Origin of the sequence: Caulobacter henricii (assembly GCF_001414055.1) — a bacterium.
In the GTDB taxonomy this organism is placed as follows: Bacteria; Pseudomonadota; Alphaproteobacteria; order Caulobacterales; family Caulobacteraceae; genus Caulobacter; species Caulobacter henricii.
This window is the reverse complement of the sequence record NZ_CP013002.1, coordinates 2,098,026-2,119,212: the sequence shown is the minus strand read 5'-3', so window position 1 is coordinate 2,119,212 and position 21,187 is coordinate 2,098,026. Positions and strand designations below refer to the sequence as shown.

At 65.1% G+C, this 21,187-nt stretch carries 18 protein-coding genes and 4 tRNA genes; 11 read left to right on the top strand and 11 right to left on the bottom strand.

Features of this window, described 5'->3' with window-relative positions:
• The first annotated feature begins 8 nt into the window (after nt 1-8).
• The 10 genes from glpX (at nt 9) to AQ619_RS09785 (ending at nt 6,182) form a co-directional block, all read left to right on the top strand.
• Nucleotides 9-962 carry a class II fructose-bisphosphatase gene (glpX, locus tag AQ619_RS09830; protein ID WP_062151512.1) on the top strand — a complete coding sequence of 318 codons (954 nt, stop codon included), beginning with the start codon at nt 9-11 and terminating at the stop codon, nt 960-962.
• A 64-nt stretch (nt 963-1,026) separates the two neighbouring features.
• A complete protein-coding gene (locus AQ619_RS09825; RefSeq protein ID WP_062146802.1) occupies nt 1,027-1,995 on the top strand; it encodes a class 1 fructose-bisphosphatase in 969 nt (322 codons plus the stop codon).
• Nucleotides 1,996-2,094: 99 nt separating this feature from the next.
• Entirely contained in the window at nt 2,095-3,903 is a 1,809-nt protein-coding gene (recJ, locus tag AQ619_RS09820) for a single-stranded-DNA-specific exonuclease RecJ (protein ID WP_062146800.1), read from the top strand.
• 107 nt (nt 3,904-4,010) lie between these two features.
• A tRNA-Glu gene (locus AQ619_RS09815) sits at nt 4,011-4,085 on the top strand.
• Between the two features lie 57 nt (nt 4,086-4,142).
• Nucleotides 4,143-4,217: transfer RNA gene (locus tag AQ619_RS09810), tRNA-Glu, on the top strand.
• Nucleotides 4,218-4,413: 196 nt separating this feature from the next.
• Nucleotides 4,414-5,034: a stationary phase survival cold shock domain protein CspD gene (gene cspD / locus AQ619_RS09805; RefSeq protein WP_062146797.1), complete on the top strand. Its 621-nt coding sequence runs from the start codon at nt 4,414-4,416 to the stop codon at nt 5,032-5,034.
• Between the two features lie 84 nt (nt 5,035-5,118).
• The gene (locus AQ619_RS09800) at nt 5,119-5,598 is read left to right on the top strand and encodes a DUF192 domain-containing protein (RefSeq protein WP_378109166.1); all 480 of its coding nucleotides are present in this window, start codon (nt 5,119-5,121) and stop codon (nt 5,596-5,598) included.
• A 75-nt stretch (nt 5,599-5,673) separates the two neighbouring features.
• Nucleotides 5,674-5,750, top strand: a tRNA-Pro gene (locus AQ619_RS09795).
• A 23-nt stretch (nt 5,751-5,773) separates the two neighbouring features.
• On the top strand, nt 5,774-6,079 hold the full coding sequence (locus tag AQ619_RS09790) for an ETC complex I subunit (protein WP_062146795.1): 306 nt from the start codon (nt 5,774-5,776) through the stop codon (nt 6,077-6,079).
• 26 nt (nt 6,080-6,105) lie between these two features.
• A tRNA-Arg gene (locus AQ619_RS09785) sits at nt 6,106-6,182 on the top strand.
• A gap of 44 nt (nt 6,183-6,226) precedes the next feature.
• On the opposite strand, the gene AQ619_RS09780 is transcribed toward AQ619_RS09785, so the two are convergent.
• From AQ619_RS09780 to AQ619_RS09745, 8 genes are read right to left on the bottom strand one after another with little or no spacing between them, the layout of a single operon-like run.
• Nucleotides 6,227-7,972, bottom strand: a complete 1,746-nt coding sequence (locus tag AQ619_RS09780) for a hypothetical protein (protein ID WP_062146793.1) — start codon at nt 7,970-7,972, stop codon at nt 6,227-6,229.
• Nucleotides 7,969-10,119 carry a DUF4175 family protein gene (locus tag AQ619_RS09775; RefSeq protein ID WP_084745892.1) on the bottom strand — a complete coding sequence of 717 codons (2,151 nt, stop codon included), beginning with the start codon at nt 10,117-10,119 and terminating at the stop codon, nt 7,969-7,971. The genes AQ619_RS09780 and AQ619_RS09775 overlap by 4 nt, the downstream gene beginning before the upstream one ends.
• Nucleotides 10,116-11,273, bottom strand: a complete 1,158-nt coding sequence (locus tag AQ619_RS09770; protein WP_062146791.1) for a BatA domain-containing protein — start codon at nt 11,271-11,273, stop codon at nt 10,116-10,118. Before AQ619_RS09770 ends, AQ619_RS09775 begins: the two co-directional genes overlap by 4 nt.
• On the bottom strand, nt 11,270-12,157 hold the full coding sequence (locus AQ619_RS09765; RefSeq protein ID WP_062146788.1) for a DUF58 domain-containing protein: 888 nt from the start codon (nt 12,155-12,157) through the stop codon (nt 11,270-11,272). Before AQ619_RS09765 ends, AQ619_RS09770 begins: the two co-directional genes overlap by 4 nt.
• Nucleotides 12,158-12,166: 9 nt before the next feature.
• Nucleotides 12,167-13,168, bottom strand: coding sequence for an AAA family ATPase (locus AQ619_RS09760; protein WP_062146786.1), 1,002 nt, complete (start codon nt 13,166-13,168; stop codon nt 12,167-12,169).
• Between the two features lie 28 nt (nt 13,169-13,196).
• Complete coding sequence (locus AQ619_RS09755) at nt 13,197-13,916, bottom strand: DUF4159 domain-containing protein (RefSeq protein WP_062146784.1); 720 nt, start codon at nt 13,914-13,916, stop codon at nt 13,197-13,199.
• 7 nt (nt 13,917-13,923) lie between these two features.
• A complete protein-coding gene (locus AQ619_RS09750) occupies nt 13,924-15,255 on the bottom strand; it encodes a TldD/PmbA family protein (protein ID WP_062146782.1) in 1,332 nt (443 codons plus the stop codon).
• Between the two features lie 22 nt (nt 15,256-15,277).
• On the bottom strand, nt 15,278-16,909 hold the full coding sequence (locus AQ619_RS09745) for a TldD/PmbA family protein (protein ID WP_062146780.1): 1,632 nt from the start codon (nt 16,907-16,909) through the stop codon (nt 15,278-15,280).
• Between the two features lie 464 nt (nt 16,910-17,373).
• On the opposite strand from AQ619_RS09745, the gene nhaA reads away from it, so the two are divergent.
• Nucleotides 17,374-18,561 (top strand): Na+/H+ antiporter NhaA, encoded by a 1,188-nt coding sequence (nhaA, locus tag AQ619_RS09740; RefSeq protein ID WP_378109073.1) that lies wholly within the window; start codon nt 17,374-17,376, stop codon nt 18,559-18,561.
• Here nhaA and AQ619_RS09735 read toward each other — a convergent pair.
• The 3 genes from AQ619_RS09735 to sseA all read right to left on the bottom strand — a co-directional run bounded on the left by AQ619_RS09735 (nt 18,498) and on the right by sseA (nt 21,163).
• Nucleotides 18,498-19,073: a DUF1697 domain-containing protein gene (locus AQ619_RS09735; protein ID WP_062146777.1), complete on the bottom strand. Its 576-nt coding sequence runs from the start codon at nt 19,071-19,073 to the stop codon at nt 18,498-18,500. The two genes, nhaA and AQ619_RS09735, sit on opposite strands and share 64 nt — an antisense overlap.
• Nucleotides 19,074-19,077: 4 nt before the next feature.
• Nucleotides 19,078-20,235 carry a cystathionine beta-lyase gene (metC, locus tag AQ619_RS09730; RefSeq protein ID WP_062146775.1) on the bottom strand — a complete coding sequence of 386 codons (1,158 nt, stop codon included), beginning with the start codon at nt 20,233-20,235 and terminating at the stop codon, nt 19,078-19,080.
• A gap of 79 nt (nt 20,236-20,314) precedes the next feature.
• On the bottom strand, nt 20,315-21,163 hold the full coding sequence (gene sseA / locus AQ619_RS09725) for a 3-mercaptopyruvate sulfurtransferase (RefSeq protein WP_062146773.1): 849 nt from the start codon (nt 21,161-21,163) through the stop codon (nt 20,315-20,317).
• Nucleotides 21,164-21,187: the final 24 nt, after the last annotated feature.

The window sequence follows — 21,187 nt, the reverse complement described above, 5'->3', positions numbered from 1 at the left end:
AGATGCTGATGAGTTCGAAAACCCTGGACCGGTCGCTGGTCCTGGACGCGGTCCGCGTTACCGAAGCCGCCGCCATCGCATCCTGGACCAATGTCGGGCGCGGCGACGAGATAGCCGCTGACCAGGCCGCAGTTGACGCCATGCGCAACGCCCTGAACGAACTGGCCATCGACGGCGAGATCGTTATCGGCGAGGGCGAACGCGATGAAGCGCCCATGCTCTATATCGGTGAGAAGGTTGGCACCGGCAAAGGGCCGGCCATCGATATCGCCCTCGACCCTCTGGAAGGGACGACCCTCGCCGCCAAGGCCATGCCCAATGCCCTGGCCGTCATGGCCTGGGCCCCCAAGGGCACGCTGCTGAATGCGCCCGACACCTATATGGACAAGATCGCCTGTGGGCCCGGACTTCCGGCCGGGGTGATCGATCTGGACCGCACGCCGGCCGAGAACGTGCTGGCCCTTGCCGCAGCCAAGGGTGTCGACCCCTCGCACATTACGGTCTGCGTGCTGGACCGCCCGCGCCATGCCGAAATCATTGCCAGTGTCCGCTCGGTCGGGGCGCGGGTCTATCTGATTACCGATGGTGATGTCGCCGGCGTGATCAATACGACGGACCCATCAACGGGCATTGATCTCTATGTCGGGTCCGGCGGCGCGCCCGAGGGCGTGCTGGCCTGTGCGGCCCTCAAGTGCGTGGGCGGTCAGTTCCAGGGACGGCTGCTGTTCCGGAATGCTGACGAACGCGCCAGAGCCGCCAAGTGGGGCATTACCGAACTCGACCGGAAATATGACCTGCACGACATCGTCCGCGCCGATGCCATTTTCGCGGCAACCGGCGTCACCTGGGGCAACCTTCTCGAGGGCGTTGTCTACAAGGATGGCTTTGTCCACACCCATACCCTGGTGATGAACTCCTCAACGGGCACCGTTCGGGAAGTGCGGATGAAGCGCAAAGCCTAGGCTTGGGTCTGAACGGGGCATCGGCTAAAGGTCTCGCCCTGCACCTCCAGCCCGGGATTTCCAGATGACCACCCTGATCGACCTCGCCGGCCATCTCGCCGCCGAGCAGACCGCCGACGAAGCGGTCAAGGACGTGGTCGCTGTGATCGCCGCCGCCTGTGTCCAGATCAGCAGGGTCGTGGCCTCTGGTGCCATCTCCGGAAGCCTGGGTGCGGCCGGACAGATCAATGTCCAGGATGAAGAGCAAAAGAAGCTCGACATCATCACCAATGATATCCTCCGCGAGGCGCTGAAAGCCTGCCCCGCCGTCGCGGGCCTGGCGTCGGAGGAACTGGAGGCGATCGAGACCGCCGGCCGCAAAGGCGGCTTCCTGGTGACTTTCGACCCGTTGGACGGCTCCAGCAATATCGACGTCAATGTCTCGGTCGGAACGATTTTCTCGATCCTGCCGGCACCGGATGACCGGGAGCCGAACGAGCAGGACTTCCTGCTACCGGGCCGCCAGCAGGTGGCGGCCGGCTATGTCGTCTATGGGCCCCAGACGATGCTGGTCCTGACCCTGTCCAGGGGCGTGTTCGGCTTTACCCTGAGCGCCGACGGAACCTGGCTCATGACCCATGACGCCGTGGCGATCAGCCCCGAGACGGCAGAGTTTGCGATCAATATGTCCAATCAGCGCCACTGGGCCGAGCCGGTGCGGCGCTATATCGAAGGCTGCCTGCAGGGCAAGGATGGCCCGCGCGGCAAGAACTTCAACATGCGTTGGGTCGCCTCGATGGTGGCTGACGTTCACCGCATCCTGATGCGCGGCGGCATCTTCCTCTATCCGTGGGATGCCCGCGAGCCCGACAAGCCGGGCAAGCTGCGACTGCTCTACGAGGCCAATCCCATGGCCCTGATTGTCGAGCGCGCGGGCGGCAAGGCCACTGACGGCCAGACGGCGATCCTCGACCTGCAACCGACCAAGCTGCACCAGAGGGTGCCGGTCGTGCTGGGCTCGGCCAATGAGGTGGATCGCGTTTCGGCCGCCTAGGCGTTCCGGTCCGATCCCGGCCGAACACATGGAGCGAATCCCGGGAAACGGCTAGGCTGACCTCATGGCCACAGCTCCACGATTCAGGATCGACTAGAGATGGCCGATCGTCGTGGTCCTGTCGAAGATGACGCCTTCCTGGGCGTCTCGCGGTCGCTGAGTGGCCGCGCCTGGCGCGAGCGTCCGGCCGATCCGGCGGTGGCGCGCAGCCATCAGCAGGTCCATGGTCTTTCCGAGCCCTTGGCCCGCGCCCTGGCTGCTCGCGGTGTGGATGTCGACGGGGCAGGAGACTTTCTGCGACCGACCCTGCGGGCCCTGTTTCCCGATCCCTCCCTCTTTATGGACATGGACCGGGCCGCAGAGATCCTGATCGACGCCCTGGAAGCCGGCCGGCCGACCATGGTGTTTGCCGACTATGATGTCGACGGGGCCACCAGTGCCGCCCAGCTGGTCCGCTGGTTTCGACATATGGGCGTCGAGCTGCCGATCTATATTCCCGATCGTTTGACCGAGGGCTATGGCCCCAGTCCGGCCGCCTTCAAGACCATCCGCGAGACCGGAGCCGAACTGGTCGTGACTCTGGACTGTGGCGCGGCGGCCTATGACGCCATTGCCAGTGCCGCCACCATCGGCCTCGAAGTGGTGGTGATTGACCACCACCTGATGCGCGAAGATCCCCCTGCTGCGGCCGCCGTGGTCAATCCCAATCGTCCGGGTTGTCAGAGCGGGCAGGGGGTTCTGGCCGCCGCCGGCGTGACCTTCGTCCTGCTTGCCGCCCTCAATCGCGAAGCCCGCAAGCGCGGTCTGTTCAGCGAAGAGAGACCCCAGCCCGACCCTCGCCAATGGCTCGACCTGGTGGCCATGGGCGAGGTCTGTGATGTCACCCAACTGGTCGGCTTCAACCGTGCCCTGACGACCCTTGGTCTTCGGACGATGTCCAGTTGGGGCAACCCCGGCCTCAAGGCCCTGTTCGAGGTCGGCAAGGGCTCTGGGCCGGCTTCGGTGTTCCATGCCGGTTTCATTCTGGGCCCTCGCATCAATGCTGGCGGCAGGATCGGCCGATCCGACCTGGGCGCGCGCCTGTTGTCGACGGATGATCCTGAAGAAGCTCGGATGCTGGCCGAGGAGCTTGATGCCCTCAATACCGAGCGCAAGGCGGTCGAGGCCTCCGTGGTCGAGGAGGCCGCCGCAGTTCTGGAACGTGGCAGCAACTTCAATCCCGACGCGCCGGTCATCGTTGTGGCCGGTGAGGGGTGGCATCCCGGGGTGATCGGCATCGTCGCCGGCCGCCTTCGCGAACGCTATCGCAAGCCCGTGGTAGTAATCGGCATCGACCGTGCCGCCAATGTCGGCAAGGGCTCGGGCCGTTCGCAGCCCGGCGTCAATCTGGGCGCGGCCATCCAGGCCGCGTTCGAACAGGGCCTGCTGATGTCGGGCGGCGGTCATGCCATGGCCGCCGGACTGTCGATCCGGCCGGACTCCATCCCGGAACTGCGCGCTTTTCTGGAGGCGCGGCTGGCGGGCGAGATGGAGGCCGTTGGCCCTGAGGCCGTCGAGATTGATGCCCTGGTTCAGCCGCGCGGGGCAGACCGGGCGCTCTATGAGGATTTTCAGCGTCTGGCACCGTTCGGACCCGGCAATCCCGAGCCGATGTTCGCCCTGACGGGGGTCCGCGCCGACCGGGTGATGGCGCTGAAGGGAGGGCACGTGAAGCTGGATCTGGTCGGCCCGACTGGCGAGCGTCTAAAGGCGATTTCCTGGCGCAGTGCGGAAACGGATCTTGGCCGCCGACTCCTGTCGGGCGGCGGCGTGCTCCACGTCGCGGGCAAGCTGAAGCCGGATGACTATAATGGCCGCAATGGCGTCCAGCTGGAGATCGAGGACGCCGCCGACCCGCGCGCCGTTTGATTTTCATCAGCAATTTGGGTCGCCTGTGGGTGAACGGAAAAAATGCTCCCCTGCGGCTTGCGCACCCCAAACGGCGCGGCTATACACCCGCTTCCTCGCGGGGCCGTGGTCCCTTCGTCTATCGGTTAGGACGCCAGATTTTCATTCTGGAGAGAGGGGTTCGACTCCCCTAGGGACTACCACCCGCGAGGCTTTCAAACTGGTCTTCCGACGATGTCACCGCCTGCTGGCGGCGATGTGGTCCCTTCGTCTATCGGTTAGGACGCCAGATTTTCATTCTGGAGAGAGGGGTTCGACTCCCCTAGGGACTACCACCACGGGCTGCGTTTCGGCGCCCTGAGGCTGTATTTCAGATTTGTTTGCCGGGATTTTCCGCGACGAAATGTCGCGGTTGGCCTCTGTGCGCGTGCTTGAGGCGAATTGTCAGTTGACGGCTCTCCTTACGCGAGAACACTGTTCTCCCTGTGGCGCTCGTCCCTTTGGGCTGTTTGGGCGAGCCAGAGGGGCGGAATGTCTGGTTACGATTTCGATACCGCAGGTGCGCACGAGGACTTCGTGCGGATCAGCGGGCGCGTAAAATGGTTCGACGTGGGCAAGGGGTACGGTTTCATCATTCCCGATGATCCCGGACAGACCGGCCTCAAGGACGTGCTTCTCCATGTGACGTCGCTTCGTAATTGCGGACGCGAAACGGCGCTTGAAGGTGCAGTGATCGTCTGTGACGTCGTTCGTCGCCCCAAGGGCTGGCAGGTCAGCGAGGTCGTTGATCTGGACGAAAGTTCCACGGCGTCGCCCCTGGAGCGACCGCGCCGCACCTTCTCGGATGCCGGGCCGCGCAAGGAGCGTGACGGCTTTGCCAACGGCCTACGGTCCGGTCTGGACAGCGGCAGCGCTCGTCAGGCCCTGACGCCGGAAGGGCCCGCAGAGCACGCCAAGGTCAAGTGGTTCAACCGTACTAAGGGCTATGGTTTCGTGGTTCGCGATGCCGAGCCGGGCGACATCTTTGTCCACATCGAGACCCTGCGCCGGGGCGGCCTTGAAGACCTGCAGCCGGGCGACGATGTTCTGGTGCGGTTCGCCAAGGGCCCCAAGGGCCTTGTGGTGGCCGAGATCAATCCTGGCGACGCCTAGACACCGGTTGCCCTTAAGCCATTTCGTGTTCAGGCTCGGCGCGCTAGGCTGCCTGGACTTGGGTTGGGCGAGTGGGGGCTTCAGTTGACGCAACATGGACCAAATGGCCGGCGGACCTTTCTGGCCGCTTTGACGGCAGGGGCCTTTGTCGCTCTCGATACGGCCCACGCCAGATCTGACGGCAAACTTGAGGTCGTGGAGATTGTTACGACCAAGGGGCGCGCGCGCTTTCAGGTCGAGATCGCTGCGACACAGGCCGAGCAGCGGCGTGGCCTGATGTTCCGCAAGTCGCTAGCACCCGACCGGGGCATGCTTTTCACATATACCAAGCCGCAGGCGGCGGCGTTCTGGATGAAGAACACCCTTATTCCGCTGGACATCATCTATATCGCGCCCAGCGGCAGGGTTCTGTCGATCGTTCGCAACGCCCAGCCTCACAATGAAACGCCGCTGCCTTCCGGTGGCGCTATTCTTGGGGTCCTGGAGATCGCCGGCGGCCGCGCGGCTCAGCTTGGCATCCTTCCGGGTGACCGGGTCTTGCACCGGATTTTTCCGAAAACTTGATTGGGGCCAGGTTTGGCGTGGTTCCCGTTTGATCCGGGCGACGAACCCCTGTAGAGCAGCCCCCTGCCGAAGTGTCGGAGCGTAGCGCAGCCTGGTAGCGCATCTGGTTTGGGACCAGAGGGTCGCAGGTTCAAATCCTGCCGCTCCGACCATCGGCAAACTATTGGAGAGGTTCATGCTGGCCCGCATCTATCGCCCCGCCAAGACCGCCATGCAGTCCGGCAAGGCCAAGACCAAGGACTGGGTGCTGGAATTCGAACCCGAGTCGGCCCGGTGGTCGGATCCCTTGATGGGCTGGACCCAATCGAGCGATATGAAAGGCCAGGTTCGCCTGACCTTCGAGACTCGTGAGGAAGCCGTCGCCTACGCCCAGCACAATGGGCTGGCCTTTCAGCTCTTTGAACCCAAGACTCCCAAGCGCATCATCAAGGCCTATGCGGATAACTTCGCAGCCGGCCGTCGACAGCCCTGGACCCACTAGGGCCCGTCTACAGGCTTTCCAGGTTCGCGCCCTTAGCTCAGCTGGATAGAGCACTCGCCTTCTAAGCGAGCGGTCGCTGGTTCGAATCCAGCAGGGCGCGCCATGCGGCCCCGCTTGCAGAAAGCGGCGGCCTTGCAGATTTCCGGTCTATCGAGCCAAAGCCGCTGGCTTGCGCTCCAGCCACCAGAGCAAGCCCAGAACGACCAAAAGGCTGGCCGCCCAGCCCCAGGGCGACCCTGGAACCGGCGGAGCCTTGACGGTCGCGCGCTGCGCCGAGGCCTCCACCAGATCAAGCGTGGCCCGCCGTTGGCCTTCCTGTCGCAGCGATGGCGCGGCGTCGGTGGCGTGGACGTAGAAGGTCGTTATGACCTTGTCGTCGGCCAGCTGGTGCCAGCCCGCCTTGCGAGGCCAGAAGGCGGCGCAGGCTGCAGGCCCTGTCGCGGGGGCGGGTTGGGGCCGGCTCTCGCGTCCATCGGGATCCAGGACCCGGAGTGGCCTGCGGGCGGGGCAGAGGGCAAGGCGTTCACTGGACCAGGCCACACCGCTCAAATTGGGCTCTTGCTGCTCGCCAGGGCGCGCCAGGGTCTCGAAAAGCTGGCTCCAAAGCTCGTTGTGTTGAAACCCTTGCCCGGCCAGGACCAGGGCGTAGCTGTCGGCGACCGTCCAGAGGCCGATGCGGCCCTGGCCGCGCGGACGCCAGTCCGCCAGCGCCTTGCCGCTGTTGTCCCGGATCAGCGGCACGGCATTCTTTTGGCCTTCGATTAGGCCCTTTCGATTGAGGGCCAGCGCGGGCAGCAGGGATGAGCCGGCGAAACTGACGGCCTCTTCAGGATCGTCTGCCGAGACGGCGGCTCCGAGGGCTGACCAGTCACGCCGCGTGGTGGCGGCAAGTGGCCCCGTCGAGCGCAGGAGAAGACCCAGGCCGTCCTCGATGGCTTGGACCAGGGCTGCGCGGGCGCTGGGCGGAAGTGTTTCCCAGCGACGGTCGTCAACAATCACGAGATCGATGTCGGCGAAGGCCGAGCGGGTGAGTGGAGTTGGAGGATCACCCATAAGGGTGCCGCCGCCGAGATCGATCTCGGCCCTGAGATCAAGGCCGGCATCCTGGGCCCATCGGCGCAGGTATTTGATCTCCGGATCGGCCGACCCGGCCAGGACCAGGACTCGCGGCGGCTGATGTGTGCGCGCCACCACGGGAATCTCCAGGCGTTCAACAAGGCGGCCTGAACGGTCTTTCAGCCTTAGATCGAACAGCGTATGGCCGCTGACACGGGCCGAGGCTGCTAGGCTGAAGCGCTCCTGGGCCCGCACCTCTGCCCGGTCGACCAGGGCCCCGGCGGGATCAAGCAGTTCGATGACGCCAGCGGACAGGGATCCAACCTGTCCTTGCAGGGTGAAAGGCCCGCCAGGAGGCAGGGGGCCTGGCAGGATCAGATCAACAATGCCCCGGGGTGCCGGTGCCGGCTTGAACTGGGCCGGACGGTCAAGGGGGATCTGGTCCCGGGCCGTGAGTCCCTGTCCCTCGATCAACAGAAGGCCCGGGGTAGGATAGAGGCGCAGGGCCGTGGCCAGGTCGGGCACTCTGGCCGCCCCGGACATGGGTTTGGCTTCCGGAAGGGTGACCAGCAGGTCGCCGGAGAGGCGCGGCAGGGAGGCAGCTCCCTGTGTTGCGATCACCAGTCGACCCGGCGGCGTGCCGCCAAAGGGGGGGAACAGGGTCAGGTAAAGCAAGAGCCCGCTCGCCACCTGCAGGGCAACCAGGCCAGCAAGATGCCAGTGCCGGGAACGCCGGCCGTCAGGTCCTGCTCGGTGTCGAAGCCACTGCCGGCCGACCCCGCCGACGACGGCGACGGCGATCAGGATCCCGGCCCAAAGGTTGGGGGTTCCGATCATCGCAGGGCATCCAGGTAGCGCTGGCCCCCCGCATCGGCGGGAGATCGGCGAAGAACACCCACGGGGGGACGCTCGAGTGCCGTCCAGAGCAAGGCGCGCAGCTTCTGCCGGCACTCCAGGCAGTTCGGCTCGTTTCTGACTGTGTCGATCTGGGCGGACAGGGCCAGGGGATCAGCAAGGCGTCCCTGATGGTTCACCACCCATCTGGCCAGCTCGTCCAAGGGCAGGGCACCGGACTTTCCAGTCTGGCCCAGCGCCTGCCAGGCCTTCATCGCAGGTGTGTCATCCGGTGCCCGCGTCGTCGTTGCGAACCGGTCCGGCCGGATGCCGTTACGTTTGCCACTGAGCCGTCGGGAGAGATCGATCGGCGGGATTTTCGACGGCGTCCTGGCCAGGTAGATCCGTGTCGCCTGCTGTGCCGTCTTCAGCAATGAGAGTGCCTTCAAGGCGTGCGGCAGGGCCTCCTTGGGGCGACCCTGACGCAGGGCGCGTTCAGAGGCCCACATGGCGTCGAGGGCCTGGGCCAGGGTTGATCGCGTGCCGGGATCAAACAGGGTCGAGGCGTCGCCGGTGTCGTGCGCATGGCCAAACTGCGCAACGACGTCGCCCATCTGTCCAAAGGTCGTCGTGTCCGAGCCATGGTCGTGGCCGTCGTCCGCGCTATGGCCATGATGCGGCTCAGGCTGGGTGGCGGCCGCAGGCGGTGGTCCGTCATTGGTCGGGAGGTCCAGGGTCGGCGTGTCATTCGTCGGGATTGCCAAGCCCGGTCCACCGCCTTCAGCCTCTTCCCCCATGAACTGGCCATAGCGCAGGCGGAGCTGGGCCTGGTCAGACCCCAGGGCATTGGAGCGCTCGAGGAAAACGTCCGGCGCGGTGCGAGCCCGCTGGGCAATCAAGGCCTCGGCATCGATGATGATCTGGCGCTGGCTGCGGAAATAGACCGGCAGGATCTGGCGCGCCATACCATCCAGACCGTCGCTGAGACCTCCCGGCGGGGGCTGGCGAAGGATGACCGCCGGCCCTTCGACGACCTGTGGCGACGGGCTTCGATTATCCCAAACCACCAGTTGCGCAATCAGGTCGTTGCCCGGTTCCAGTCTTTCACGGGCCAGGTCCAGGCGGGTGGAAAAGCGTTTCAGTCGCATGGTGCCGTGACCGGTCAGGGGCAGGGATCGTTCGGTTGTTGTGATCATCTCGCCTTCGCCGCGGGTAACGGTGAGGCGCAGCATGGCCGAGTTGGCGACGCCGTAGTCGTCACGAGCTTCAAAGCTCAGGTCCCAGTGCGCCTGATCTGCGGATGCCAGATTCAGGGTGCGGTCCGGGGTCAACATCCGAACGGTCGGCGGAAGATCGGCGATCATCTCGAGCTGATGAAGGCGCTGTCGGGGCAGGCCGCTGGCCTCAAGGCGATAGAGGGCAGAAGCCGTGAAACGCCGGCTGCCTGCCCATTTTCGGTCGGTGGGAGCCAGGTTCATGGGGGCCTGGCCCGGGAAGCTGAGGTTGACGGAGGCGGGCTCAGGCCGGAGCGACAGGATCCATTCAATGGTCGATCCTGCCGGGGCGCGCACATCCAAGCCCGTCTGGTCAAAGGGCCTTTGGCCCGTGTAGGCGGGAGGGGTCACACGAAGTCGGACCCCAACGAGCCTGGTCTTGTCAGGCAAAGGCCATGACGGTGCACTTTCGCCTCCAGGGCCTGTTTGGTTCTGTCGCGGCCAGACGGCCGCCGTGACGGAAACCACCAGGCTGGCCCCGACCGCAGAGGCAATCCAGCGCCAGGACCAGGCCGGACGAAGGTCCAGGGCGGCGGCTCCCGCCAGCCTGTCCAGCAACCTCTGCTGCTGCAGAGCCGCCAGACCCTGTAGCCCATCGGAATCCCGCAGCAGCAGTGCGCTGCTGTCTTCGAAGGCGGGAACCCGGGCATCGAGCACCTGGACGAGCCAGGCCTGGTCGAACCTTCGGACACGTCGCCAGGCGATCCCGCTGAGGATCAGGGCTGCGGCGGCCATGAGGAGGCACGCTGGTCCGACCCCGGCCAAGCGGCCCGCGACCGCGCCGATGGCCATGACGATGGGCCACCCGATCGCAAGCGTGTCGAGCAGGCTGCGCTGACGGGCGGCGCTCAGATGTCGGGCAAGCGCGGCGATCAAGCGGCGATCCTTCGATCGCGTCGGGTGGCCAGCCAGCGTTCCAGAAGGAACAGGCTGGTGATCAGCAGGATGAGCCAGGGGCGCAGATCCAGGGCGGTCGGGGTGTGGATCATGCTTTTCGCCATCGGCTGGACGGCCGGTGCGTAGTCGCTTGCAGCAACGCGCCCCGGTGCCGGCGGTGGCTCAAGAAGCGTCCAGAGCTCCTGGGCGAAGGCGGGTTCGGCCAGGGCCGGCAGTTCCCTTGGCTCGACCGGCCGCGTGAGGTGCAGGACGCGACCTTTGCCGAACCGGCCGGACGTCGCCAGGGCGTTACCTTCCGGGTCGCGCCAGCTCACACGCAGGGGGCCTTCGACGGGCGTGGGCGTATCCTTGGACAAGAGCACGACGCCGCCCGCTTCAATCCAGGCGAGGGCCACCGAGGGCAGGGGGGCATCTGTCAGCCAGACGAGATAGCGCGCGGACCGGGGAACGGGGCGAACTGTCGGGGCGGCATCGAAGGCGGGGGGCTTTCCGGGTTCGGCAAAGGCCACCGCTGCGGCGCGGAAATAGCGAACAGCATCTTCGTACCGCGACGAGTACCGCACCGTGAGCGACGGCGGAACCGGCGGGCTTGGCGAGGTCGAACGCGGTTTGGACGGCAATACCCGCCAGTCGATGGGGCGTGAAAGTACCAGTCTCTGGCCGTCGACTCCGGTCAACAATGCCGGGACCATGACGGCAAGTCTCGTTCCGGCGGGCGTCTGGGCATCCAGCTGCCGGATCAGGCTGGCCTGGTCGTCCGGCAGAGGCGGCCGTGGTTGCTTCAGGTCCGGAAATCCGGGCGCTAGCCAGACATGCCGCTCCGCGCGATCTGCCATACCCGTGGCATCTACGGCCGGTGACACGGCGACAATCGGTCGGTCACTGGCGGCGGAATTCAGGACAGGGCGGGCCAGGGCCAGGACGATCGCCGCCGTCAGGGCAACCCTGACGGCCAGCAGCCAGGGCTCATCGAGTTGCAGGCGACGAACAGGCTTGGGCTTGGGCGTCAGCCATCGCAGGGCAGCAAAGTCGATGGTCCGGGTCTCGGTCCGTCGGGCAATATGGATCGCCAGGGGCACCAGGACGGCCGCCAGGGCCGCCAGTGCGGCAGGGACCAGAAGGACCGGGATCACGGCCGCCCCGTCGCAAGCGACAGGGCCTGGATCGGCCCATCCGGATCCTGGTCGGTGAAATGCTCGGCAAAGCGAATGCCGCGACCTTCAAGCCGCGCCCTGAGGTCCGCACGGGCTTGGGCGAAACGCGTCAGGTACGCGGCTCGCAGGTGGCGGCCGTCTGCGGCGATCTCGGTCTCGAGTTCCGGATCGCGAAACCTGTGACTGCCGTCAAACGGGAAGTCGCGCTCGTCGGCTGTCAGAACCTGGATCAGCGAGACATCGCGTCCCGCCGCCGACAGCTGTTCTGCGGCCGTGATGCAGCCATCATCGAAGCCGTCAGTAACGATGATCGCGACATCGCCCTGCGCGATATGCCCACCCAGCGTCGCCAGCTGGTGCTGCCATGCCGGTATCCCACCGGGGCGCAACGGTCCCAGGGCGAGGCGAAGGCGATCCTGGTGTCGGCGGTCCTGGGACGGGGGCACGACAAGCGGGCTATCCGCCTGAACGACGATGGTGCCGAAGCGATCGCCCTGCCGCAAGGCAATGTCCATGATCGCGGCCATCAGCCGTTTTGCGGCATCAAACCGTGACCAGTTGGGACTCGCTAGGTCGGTCTGGCCCATCGAAGCGCTGGCGTCGAGGACGATCCAGATGGCGACAGGACTCTCGCGTTCGGCGTCGCGGACGAAGAACCGGTCTGATCGGGAGTACAGTTTCCAGTCGATGCGCCTGAGATCGTCACCGCGCTCATAGCCGCGATACTGGGCGAACTCCATGCTGCCGCCGCGGTTGCGACTGGCGTGCATCCCGTCACTGACCAGGGCCGCCGCCGATCGCGGCGCGAGCGACAGGCGTCGCAGGCGGCTGCGCAGATCGGGCGGGAGGTCGAAGGGCGACATGTGCCGAGGTCAGTCCCGGGACGGCGCGGGCAAGGCGGCAAGCAGGGCCGCGATCACGTCATCCGCCGTCTTGCGTTCTGCTTCCGCTGCGAAAGACAGCAGGATGCGGTGGCGCATGACCGGTGCCGCCAGGGCAATGACGTCGGCCCGGGCGGCGGACAGGCGGCCCTGGAGGAGGGCGCGGGCCTTGGCCGCCAGGACCAGGGCCTGGCCGGCACGCGGTCCGGCTCCCCAGCGGACCAGGGTCTGCACTGCAGCCGGGGCTTCCGGGCCGGGCCTGCTGGAGCGCACCAGAGCGGTGATCCAGGTCAGGAGGGCGTCACTGACATGAACCTGCCGGACCCAGTTTTGCAGTTCGACAATGTCGGCGCCGGTCATCACCGCTGCGGGCGGGGCGACGGAGCCACCGGTTGTCAGGGCCAGGATCGCGCGTTCCTCTGCCGCAGTCGGATAGTCGACCCGGATGTTCAGCAGGAACCGGTCCAGCTGCGCCTCGGGCAGAGGATAGGTGCCAGCCTGATCCAGGGGATTCTGTGTAGCCAGCACGAAGAAGGGCTCGGACAGGGCATGGGTGACGCCCGCATAGCTGACGGTGTGTTCCTGCATGGCCTCCAGCAGGGCGGCCTGGGTCTTGGGCGGCGTGCGGTTCAGTTCGTCAGCCAGCAGCAGGTTGGTGAAGACCGGGCCGCGCTGAAAGCGGAAATGCCGGTGGCCGGTCCCGTGATCTTCCTCCAGCACTTCAGTGCCGAGAATATCGCTGGGCATCAGATCGGGGGTGAACTGCACCCGGCGGAAGTCCAGGGAGAGGGCTTGGCCTAGGGTGCGGACCAGCAGGGTCTTGCCAAGGCCTGGGACCCCCTCGATCAGGCAGTGGCCGCCCGCCAGAAGCGCGATCAGCAACTGCTCAACGACCTCGTCCTGACCGACGATGGCCTGACCGATAGCGATGCGCAGCTGGCCCAGGCGCTCGATCTTGCGCGCAATATCAGCTTCGGTGGGGGTCTGGGTCATCTCGGGTCCGAAGTGGCGGGAAACGGATTCAGGCGGTCAGGGCGTAAAGAATGATGTTGACCGCGAACTTGGTGTTGTCTTCAGCCAGGAAGCGCTTGTTGCGCCAGTCGTAATCCCACTCGCAGCCATAATCCTTGTTGCTGTAGAGCAGGCCCAGTCGCCCGCCGATCTCAATGCCCTTTAGATAGTCATGCACGAGATCGTCACCCCAGCCATTCAGCTCGAAGCTGGTGGCCGGCGGGCCATCGAACTTGAAGAAATTGCGATAGATGGCGTGGTCGTTGGGCAGCTTTTTGAGGGCGTCGGCCCCGAACAGCTTGGCCATCTGGCGCTCGAACGACTTGGCGAACAGGCCGTCGATATCGTGGTTGCAGTCGTCGACCAGGACGAAGCCGCCGTTGCGGACATAGGCCTCGAAATTGGCGGCCTCGGCCGGGCTGAATTCCACCAGCTTGTGGCCGGCCAGATAGCAGAACGGGGCCGTCAGCATGGCCGGATCCGATAGTCTTATGACCCGTTCTTCGGGATCGACCCTCAGGTTGGTGTAGTCGACCAGGGAGGTCAGGATGTTCGCGGGCATGCGCTGGTCCACGTCCCAGTCGCCAGAGTCGTATCTCAGGCGTGTGAACCAGAAATCGTAGGCGGCTGCGGCGTGTGTGGTGGACGGGAGACTGGCGAGCCAGCCTCCCAAAACACTCCCTGCGATCAGGCGCAGGCACTCTGCACGCGTTACTCCGTCACCCGCCATGCTGACGTCAAACGGCGTCCGACAGTGAGGAGAAGGTGAAGTCGCGCACGCGCATGGCCGGGATCATGTACTGCATCTGTCCACCCTCGCTGACCCGAACGGGCCGGCCAAGGTCGTCGATGTTGTTGAGCATGATGACCGGCGACTCGTTGAAGCGGAAGTTCTTCAGCGGGTACTTCAGCTGGCCGTTCTCGATGTAAAAGGTGCCGTCGCGGGTCAGGCCGGTCAGCAGCACTGTCTGGGGATCGACCATGCGGATGTACCAGGTGCGGGTCACCAGGATGCCACGCTCGGTTTCGCGAACGAGGTCGGCCGTCGACTTGGTGCCGCCGGACATGATGATGTTGCCCGGTCGGCCGACGACCTTCTTGCCCTGCTTCTGGGCCCAAAATGGCGAGTACAGGAGGTTGGCGATCTTGCCGTTCTCGACCAGTGGCATCCGCTCGCGGGCCCGGCCCTGGCCGTCCCAGGGCAGGACCGCCAGTTCGGGGTGCCAGGGGTCGGCGGTGAAGTTGACGCGCGGATCATAGACCTGCTCGCCCAGCTTGTTGCCGCCGCCCTTCTTGGACAGGAAGCTGCGGCCCTCGTCGGCCTGGCGGGCGTCGAAGAAGTTGAGCATGAACGAGATCAGGCCCGAGGCCGCGGCCGGCTCGAGGATCACGGTGTATTTGCCCGGTTCCAGCGACTGGGCTTCGGCGGACGCGCTGGCCTTGCGCATGGCAATTTCGATATCGCTGGCCGGTTTGAAGGCGCTTGAGTCCTGCAGGTTCCGGCTGACCCAACCCGAGCCCCGACCATCTGCCGTGCGGACGGTGCAGGTGTAGTCGAGCTCTGTCGCCTTCTGATAGCCGAAGGCACCCTTGCTGTTGGCGAAGGCGACGAAGCTCTGCTCATCGTTCAGAAAGCCGGCGGCAATCAGATTCTTGGCGCGGCAAGGCGCGATCGAGGCCCGGGCGATCTCGGCCCTCTGTTCGGGTGTGATGGCAGCGGTGGTCGCGCTGAAGGTAGCGCTGGGCTTGTAGGTCTGAGCCTCGATGGCAGAGACGAATTCCGGATTCTCCGGCGCTAGCTTGGCCAGCTCCTCGGCTCGCTTGACGACGCGCGCAAGGGCAGCGTCCGAAAAGTCGTTGATCGAGGCTGATCCGACCCGCTTGCCGAACGCCACCTGAACCGACAGGTCGGTATTGCTGACCACGCCGCTGGTCGAGACGTTGTTGAGGGCGAAGCGGATATTGCCTTCGACCGATCCGGTCAGCTGCGCGGTGCACTCATCGGCCGTCGACAGCTTGATGACCTTGTCGAGGATCGTCTTGGCCTCGGCTTCTGTCATGATGCTCATTGGACTGTCTCCCCCGATCCGATCAACCGAGCGAGCGCGCGGTATTGATGACATTGATGTCGTCGAACCGGGTGGTCGACGAACCGTGGCTCACAGCCGAAACCTGGCTGGGCTGACCCTTCCCATCAAAGAAGGAGCCAAACAGGCGATAGTCGCGCTCGTCGCAGATCGCCGAGCAGGCGTTCCAGAACTCGGGCGTGCGCATCTGATAGGCAACGTCTTCGAGCGGCTGGGTAATCTTGCCGTTCTTGATTTCGTAGAACAGCGTTCCGCCGAACTGGGCATTGTAGCGCTGCTGGTCGATCGAGAACGAGCCGCGGCCCAGGATGTAGATCCCGTCCTCGACGCCCGAAATCATGTCGTCCAGGCTCATCTTCTTCTTGCCCGGCTGCAGCGAGACATTGGGCATGCGCTGGAACTGCACCGTCGACCAGGAGTCGGCATAGGAGCAGCCGTCGGATTCGGTTTTGCCCAGGATGTGGGCCTGGTCGCGGGTCGCCTGATAGTCGACCAGTTTGCCATCCTGGATCAGGGGCCAGCTCTTGGTACGAATGCCTTCGTCATCATAGCCGACCGCGCCGAGGCTGCCGGGCTGGAGCTTGTCGGCGACGACGTTGACGATCTCGTTGCCGTACTGGAAGCGCTGTTCGCGCTTGTCGAGGGTCGCAAAGCTGGTGCCGGCAAAGTTGGCCTCGTAGCCGAGAACACGGTCCAGTTCGAGCGGGTGGCCGATCGACTCGTGGATCGTAAGACCCAGGTGGTTGGGGTCCAGCACCAGATCATAGCGGCCGGGCTTGACGGACTTGGCCGTCAGTTTTTCACGGGCCTGGACGGCGGCGGCCTGGGCGTCCTCGACCATGTCATAGGAATTGCCATAGCTGATCAGGCCGTTGGGCGAGAGGCTCTTGTCCTCGGCTTTCGGGTCCAGATACTCGTAGCCCAGACCCATGGGGGCCGAGAGGCCCTCGCGCGAACGGAACTTGCCGCTGGCCTTGTCGATGGCGGTCACCGTGAAGGGGGCCCAGATGCGATGGACGTCCTGATCGATGTAGGAGCCATCCGTGCTGGCGAAGTACTTCTGCTCGTTGATCAGGAACAGGCTCGAATTGACGAAGCTGGCACCGGCCTTCAGGGCAGCGCCATTGACCCGCATTAGCAGGTCGACCTTCTCCTGGAGTGACACCTCCATGCCATTGCGGCGGATGGGGGTGGCCCATTTGACCTCGCCGACGCCCTTGGTCGGTGCCAGGCGCACGGGCGCGGTCTGGCTCTTGGCATTCGCCTTGGCGATCGCGGTCGCCAGGCGAGCGGTCTGGGCGATCGATTCCGCCGACATGTTGTTGGTGGCGGCAAAGCCCCAGGCCCCGTCAGCGATGACGCGGACGCCTACCCCGCTGGACTCGGTATTGGTCACAGCCTGGACATTGGCCTCTCGGGTGACGATGAACTGGCGCAGATAGCGGCCGATGCGAACATCGCAATAGCTGGCGCCCGCCGCCGTCGCGGCACTCATGGCCGCGTCGGCCAAGCGCTTCTTGATAGCGACATCGAGGGTTCCGACCAGCTGTTCCGCAGCGATGGCCTGACCGAAGCCCGGCAGGAGGACGCCGCCGGCACCGATTCCGCAGGCGGCAAGGAACTGACGTCTATCCAAGGCACTTCTCCCCAGTGGCCCACGATCTGGGGCGCTTGCGTCGCGATCCGATCCTTTGGGAATCTGACGCTGTGGAAATTCTGTGCCGAGCCGTGTCCGAGGTCAAATCTTTCCCGAAGCTGGGTGCGAGGCCTCATCGGATTGCGCGAAAGCCGGGCTTGATGCGGCCGTGAGGTTCCGTAACGGCATCACTTCGCTGGGAGCGTATGGCGTTCTCACCATTTCGCCCGACTTCGATCGGCGCCGGCCGGTTTCACTTGACCTGAAAGGCGGCTGGGTCGATTTGGACGGCAGATATCAGGTCGCTGCAGGCGGCCAGGCCGCGCCCCTGGCGAATTCGGTCCGGCGTCCGTCGATAACCGGGCGCCACGACAGCTTGATCCATGTTTTTGGAGGCCGCCGTGGCATTTGAACCGACGCCCAGACTCCCGACGCCCAGACTCTCAAAGCGCGCAGTCTCAGCCTTGCGCGAGTTTCTTCGCCAGGAAGCGGCGGGAGGCTATGTGCTGATGGCCGCAGCCGCCTTGGCTTTGATTATCGCCAATTCACCCTGGGCGAATGCCTACAACGCCGTACTGCATTTCGAGATCGGCGGAACCATCGCCGGCCTTGCCCTGCGCGAAAGCCTCGCGCATTGGATCAATGACGGTCTGATGGCCGTGTTCTTCCTTTTGGTCGGCCTGGAGATCAAGCGAGAGGTGCTGGACGGGCAGTTGTCCAAGCCTTCGCACCTGCTCCTGCCCGGCGTCGCGGCGCTGGGCGGTGTTGCGGTGCCGGCCCTGATCTACAGCGCGGTCAATCTTGGGACGCCCGAACATCTTCGCGGCTGGGCGATCCCGGCGGCCACCGATATCGCCTTTGCACTGGGAGTCCTGTCACTCCTGGGATCACGGGTGCCTGCGTCCTTGAAGATCTTCCTGGCCGCCATTGCCATTCTGGATGATCTGGTCGCGATCCTGATCATCGCCATTTTCTATACCGACCAGCTCAATGGGCTGGCCCTGGTCCTGGCGGGCGGTTTCACGGTCGCGCTCATTGCCCTCAATCGGTTCAAGGTGACCTTGCTGTGGCTCTACCTTCTGCTGGGCCTGGCCCTGTGGCTGTGCGTCCTGAAGTCCGGCATCCACGCCACCCTGGCGGGTGTCGTCCTGGCCATGACCATCCCGCTTCGTCCCTCACGGGGGCGGCCCGATGACCCGCATTCGCCGCTCCACCAGCTTGAGCATGCGCTGCACAAGCCGGTAGCCTTCGGGATCATTCCGCTGTTCGGACTGGCCAATGCCGGTGTCAGCTTCGCGGGCATGACCCTGGCCACGGTCATGGCACCAATTCCGCTTGGTGTGGCGCTCGGCCTGTTCTTCGGCAAGCAAGCGGGCATCTTCCTGGCCGCCATGGCCGTCATCCGGCTGGGCCTTGCCGACCTGCCTCTGGACGCCACGGTGCGTCAACTGTATGGCGTGGCGGTGCTCTGTGGCATCGGCTTCACCATGAGCCTGTTCATCGGCAACCTGGCCTTCGCGGACCCGCACCTGCTGGATCAGGTCAAGATCGGCGTGCTGGGCGGGTCTGTGCTGTCCGCTGCCGTCGGCTACTGGCTGCTGGCGGGAGCGAAATCGGCAGACTCGCCGACCAGATCCGCACCGATGGCTTGAACAACCGTCCAGGAGCGGCTGGTGATCCGGGTCGCCAGGGCCTTCTCGACAGTGCTGTTGCCGAACTTCGATCCGCCGAGCCCGGTGGGATAGGTGACATAGAACTGGCGGCTTTCGACCCGGAGTTGCTGGCCCTCCGAGAGTTTGGTGCGCAGGGCGCCGATGATCTTCTTGTCCGGCGGATCCTTGAGAAACAGGGTCATCAGCAGCCCGGGATCACTTTCGGCAAATTCGACAAACGGATTGGCCGAGATGATGGCGGCCCAGGCCTGGGCGGAGCGAACATAGACGTCGGTCCGAAGACCCAGCCGTGACTGGATTTCGGTTTCAAGAAAGGCCTGCAGCTCGGCACCGGTGCGGTCCGGACTGTCGAACACCAGATTGCCGGCGCCACTTACGGCCCGGGCATTGGGCAGGCCCAGGTCCGTCAGCAGGGCCACGAAGGTTTCTGTTTCGATGGGCTTCTGACCGCCAGGGCTTACGCTGCGCAACAGGGCGATATGGGTGGTCATGGACTTAGGCCTGACTGTTCAGAGCGGCGAACCCGCGCTCCAGATCAATGATGAGGTCGGCCGGGGCTTCCAGACCGATATGCAGGCGCAGCAATGGGCCTTCCAGCTCGACGGGGAAAGAGCGGCTGTGCAATTGCGGATCGCAATGGATGGCCAGGCTCTCGTAACCGCCCCAGGAAAAGCCGAGACCGAAAAGGCGCAGGGCGTTGAGGAAGGCATGGACCGCCTTTTCGGGGGCAGGTTTGAGCACCACGCCAAACAGGCCGCAGGCGCCGGTGAAGTCGCGCTTCCAGAGCACATGGCCTGGATCGTCGGGCAGGGCGGGATGCAGCACCCGCGCCACCTCTGGCCGTTGTTGCAGCCATCGGGCGACGGCAAGGCCGTTTTCGTGGTGACGGGGCAGGCGGGTGGCCATGGTGCGCAGGCCGCGCAACATGGTGTAGGCGTCGTCCGCCGACACGGACCAGCCGATATCCCACATGGCGTCGTCTAGCGCCTTGGCGATGGTCGGGTCGCAGGTCGCCACCGAGCCCATGAAGCAGTCCGAATGACCTCCGACATATTTCGTCAGGGCCTGAACACTGAGTGTGACGCCGTGGGTCAGGGGCTTGAAATAGAGTCCTGCCGCCCAGGTATTGTCGATCAGGGTCAGGATGCCACGTGCCTTGGCGGCCGCCGCAATAGCCGGGATATCCTGCATGTCGAAAGTCAGGGAGCCGGGCGTTTCCAGCAGGATCAGCCGGGTCCTGGCCGATGCCAGCGCCATAAGCTGATCGGATGTCAGGGCAGGGTCATAATAGGTGGTCGCGACGCCGAAGCGGCCCAACAGCCGGTCGCAGAACCGGCGGGTCGGCTTGTAGGCGCTGTCGACGACGAGGATTTCGTCACCCGCCTTCAGAACTGCGAGCAGCGCTCCGGTGATCGCCGCCAGCCCCGAAGGATAGAGGGTCACGTTCGACGCGCCTTCCAGCTCGGCCAAGGCCGTCTGCAGGGCGGCCGGTGAGGCCAGACCCGTGATCCCGTAGTTGATCTGGTCGTCATCATAGAGCGACGCCGCATCGGGCATCAGCACCGTTGAACCGCGCTGGATCAACGGGTTGACGGTTTTGGCTGAGGCAGTCGATGACGCGCCGGTGCGGATCAGGCGGGTTTCTTCATCCATGAACAGGGCGCTCCGGGGCGACGCGGCAACTGGGCGTGGTTTAGGCCGGGTTGCCTGACGCGCCAAGCCGTAGGCGGTTTCAGGCCGGGCCGGTGACGACCGGTGTATCGGCCAGTCCGCCCCATTCGGTCCACGACCCGTCGTAGACCGCCGCACGCGGATGGCCCAGGCGCGCCAGGGCCAGGGCCACGACCGAGGCGGTGATGCCCGAACCGCAGGTCGCGGCGATTGGCTTGCCGATGTCGATACCGGCTGTGGCGAAGACCGCGGCCAGCTTGTCTGGAGTCAGCATGGTTCCGTCCGGGGCCAGCATGTCACCCAAAGGAATATTGCGAGAACCGGGAATATGGCCGCCGCGCAGACCCGCGCGGGGTTCTGGTGTCTCGCCCGTAAAACGGCCGGCCGGCCGCGCGTCGATCACCTGCTCACGGCCGGTCTCAAGATTGCGCTTCATCTGCTCGACCGAGCGGACGATGTCGGCCTGATAGCGTGAGGTGAAGTGGCGCTCCTGCGGCATGGCCGGTCCATCCTCGACGGGGTGGCCCTCGCTGATCCATTTGGGCAAGCCGCCGTCCAGTACGACGGTGTCCTCGTGACCCATGGCGCGGAAAGTCCACCAGACGCGGGCGGCCGGCAGGATGCCCAGGCTGTCATAGACGACGATCCGCGATCCATCGCCCAGACCCAGCTTGCGAACCCGTGAGGCGAACTTGATCGGGCTGGGCAGCATGTGCGGCAGGGAAGAGGTCTCGTCCGAGATCTCGTCGATATCGAAAAAGACCGCACCCGGGATGTGGTTCAGCAGGAATTCGGCCTGCGGATCGCGCGGCGTCCCCGGCATGAACCAGGAGGCATCGACAATGCGGACGTCGGGGGCGTCGAGATGGTCGCGGAGCCAGTGCGTCGAGACGAGGGGGTCCTGGATCATGGCTGCGCCTTTCGGGGTCTGACT

Bases quoted from the DNA above. Each gene is read 5' to 3' on its own strand.
- AQ619_RS09790 (WP_062146795.1), top strand. From the start codon at position 5,774: ATGCTGGCCCGCATCTATCGCCCCGCCAAGACCGCCATGCAGTCCGGC.
- AQ619_RS09760 (WP_062146786.1), bottom strand. From the start codon at position 13,168: ATGACCCAGACCCCCACCGAAGCTGATATTGCGCGCAAGATCGAGCGC.
- sseA (WP_062146773.1), bottom strand. From the start codon at position 21,163: ATGATCCAGGACCCCCTCGTCTCGACGCACTGGCTCCGCGACCATCTC.
- AQ619_RS09735 (WP_062146777.1), bottom strand. From the start codon at position 19,073: ATGACCACCCATATCGCCCTGTTGCGCAGCGTAAGCCCTGGCGGTCAG.
- AQ619_RS09825 (WP_062146802.1), top strand. From the start codon at position 1,027: ATGACCACCCTGATCGACCTCGCCGGCCATCTCGCCGCCGAGCAGACC.
- cspD (WP_062146797.1), top strand. From the start codon at position 4,414: ATGTCTGGTTACGATTTCGATACCGCAGGTGCGCACGAGGACTTCGTG.
- AQ619_RS09765 (WP_062146788.1), bottom strand. From the start codon at position 12,157: ATGTCGCCCTTCGACCTCCCGCCCGATCTGCGCAGCCGCCTGCGACGC.
- AQ619_RS09750 (WP_062146782.1), bottom strand. From the start codon at position 15,255: ATGAGCATCATGACAGAAGCCGAGGCCAAGACGATCCTCGACAAGGTC.
- glpX (WP_062151512.1), top strand. From the start codon at position 9: ATGAGTTCGAAAACCCTGGACCGGTCGCTGGTCCTGGACGCGGTCCGC.
- recJ (WP_062146800.1), top strand. From the start codon at position 2,095: ATGGCCGATCGTCGTGGTCCTGTCGAAGATGACGCCTTCCTGGGCGTC.
- AQ619_RS09755 (WP_062146784.1), bottom strand. From the start codon at position 13,916: ATGGCGGGTGACGGAGTAACGCGTGCAGAGTGCCTGCGCCTGATCGCA.
- AQ619_RS09780 (WP_062146793.1), bottom strand. From the start codon at position 7,972: ATGATCGGAACCCCCAACCTTTGGGCCGGGATCCTGATCGCCGTCGCC.
- metC (WP_062146775.1), bottom strand. From the start codon at position 20,235: ATGGATGAAGAAACCCGCCTGATCCGCACCGGCGCGTCATCGACTGCC.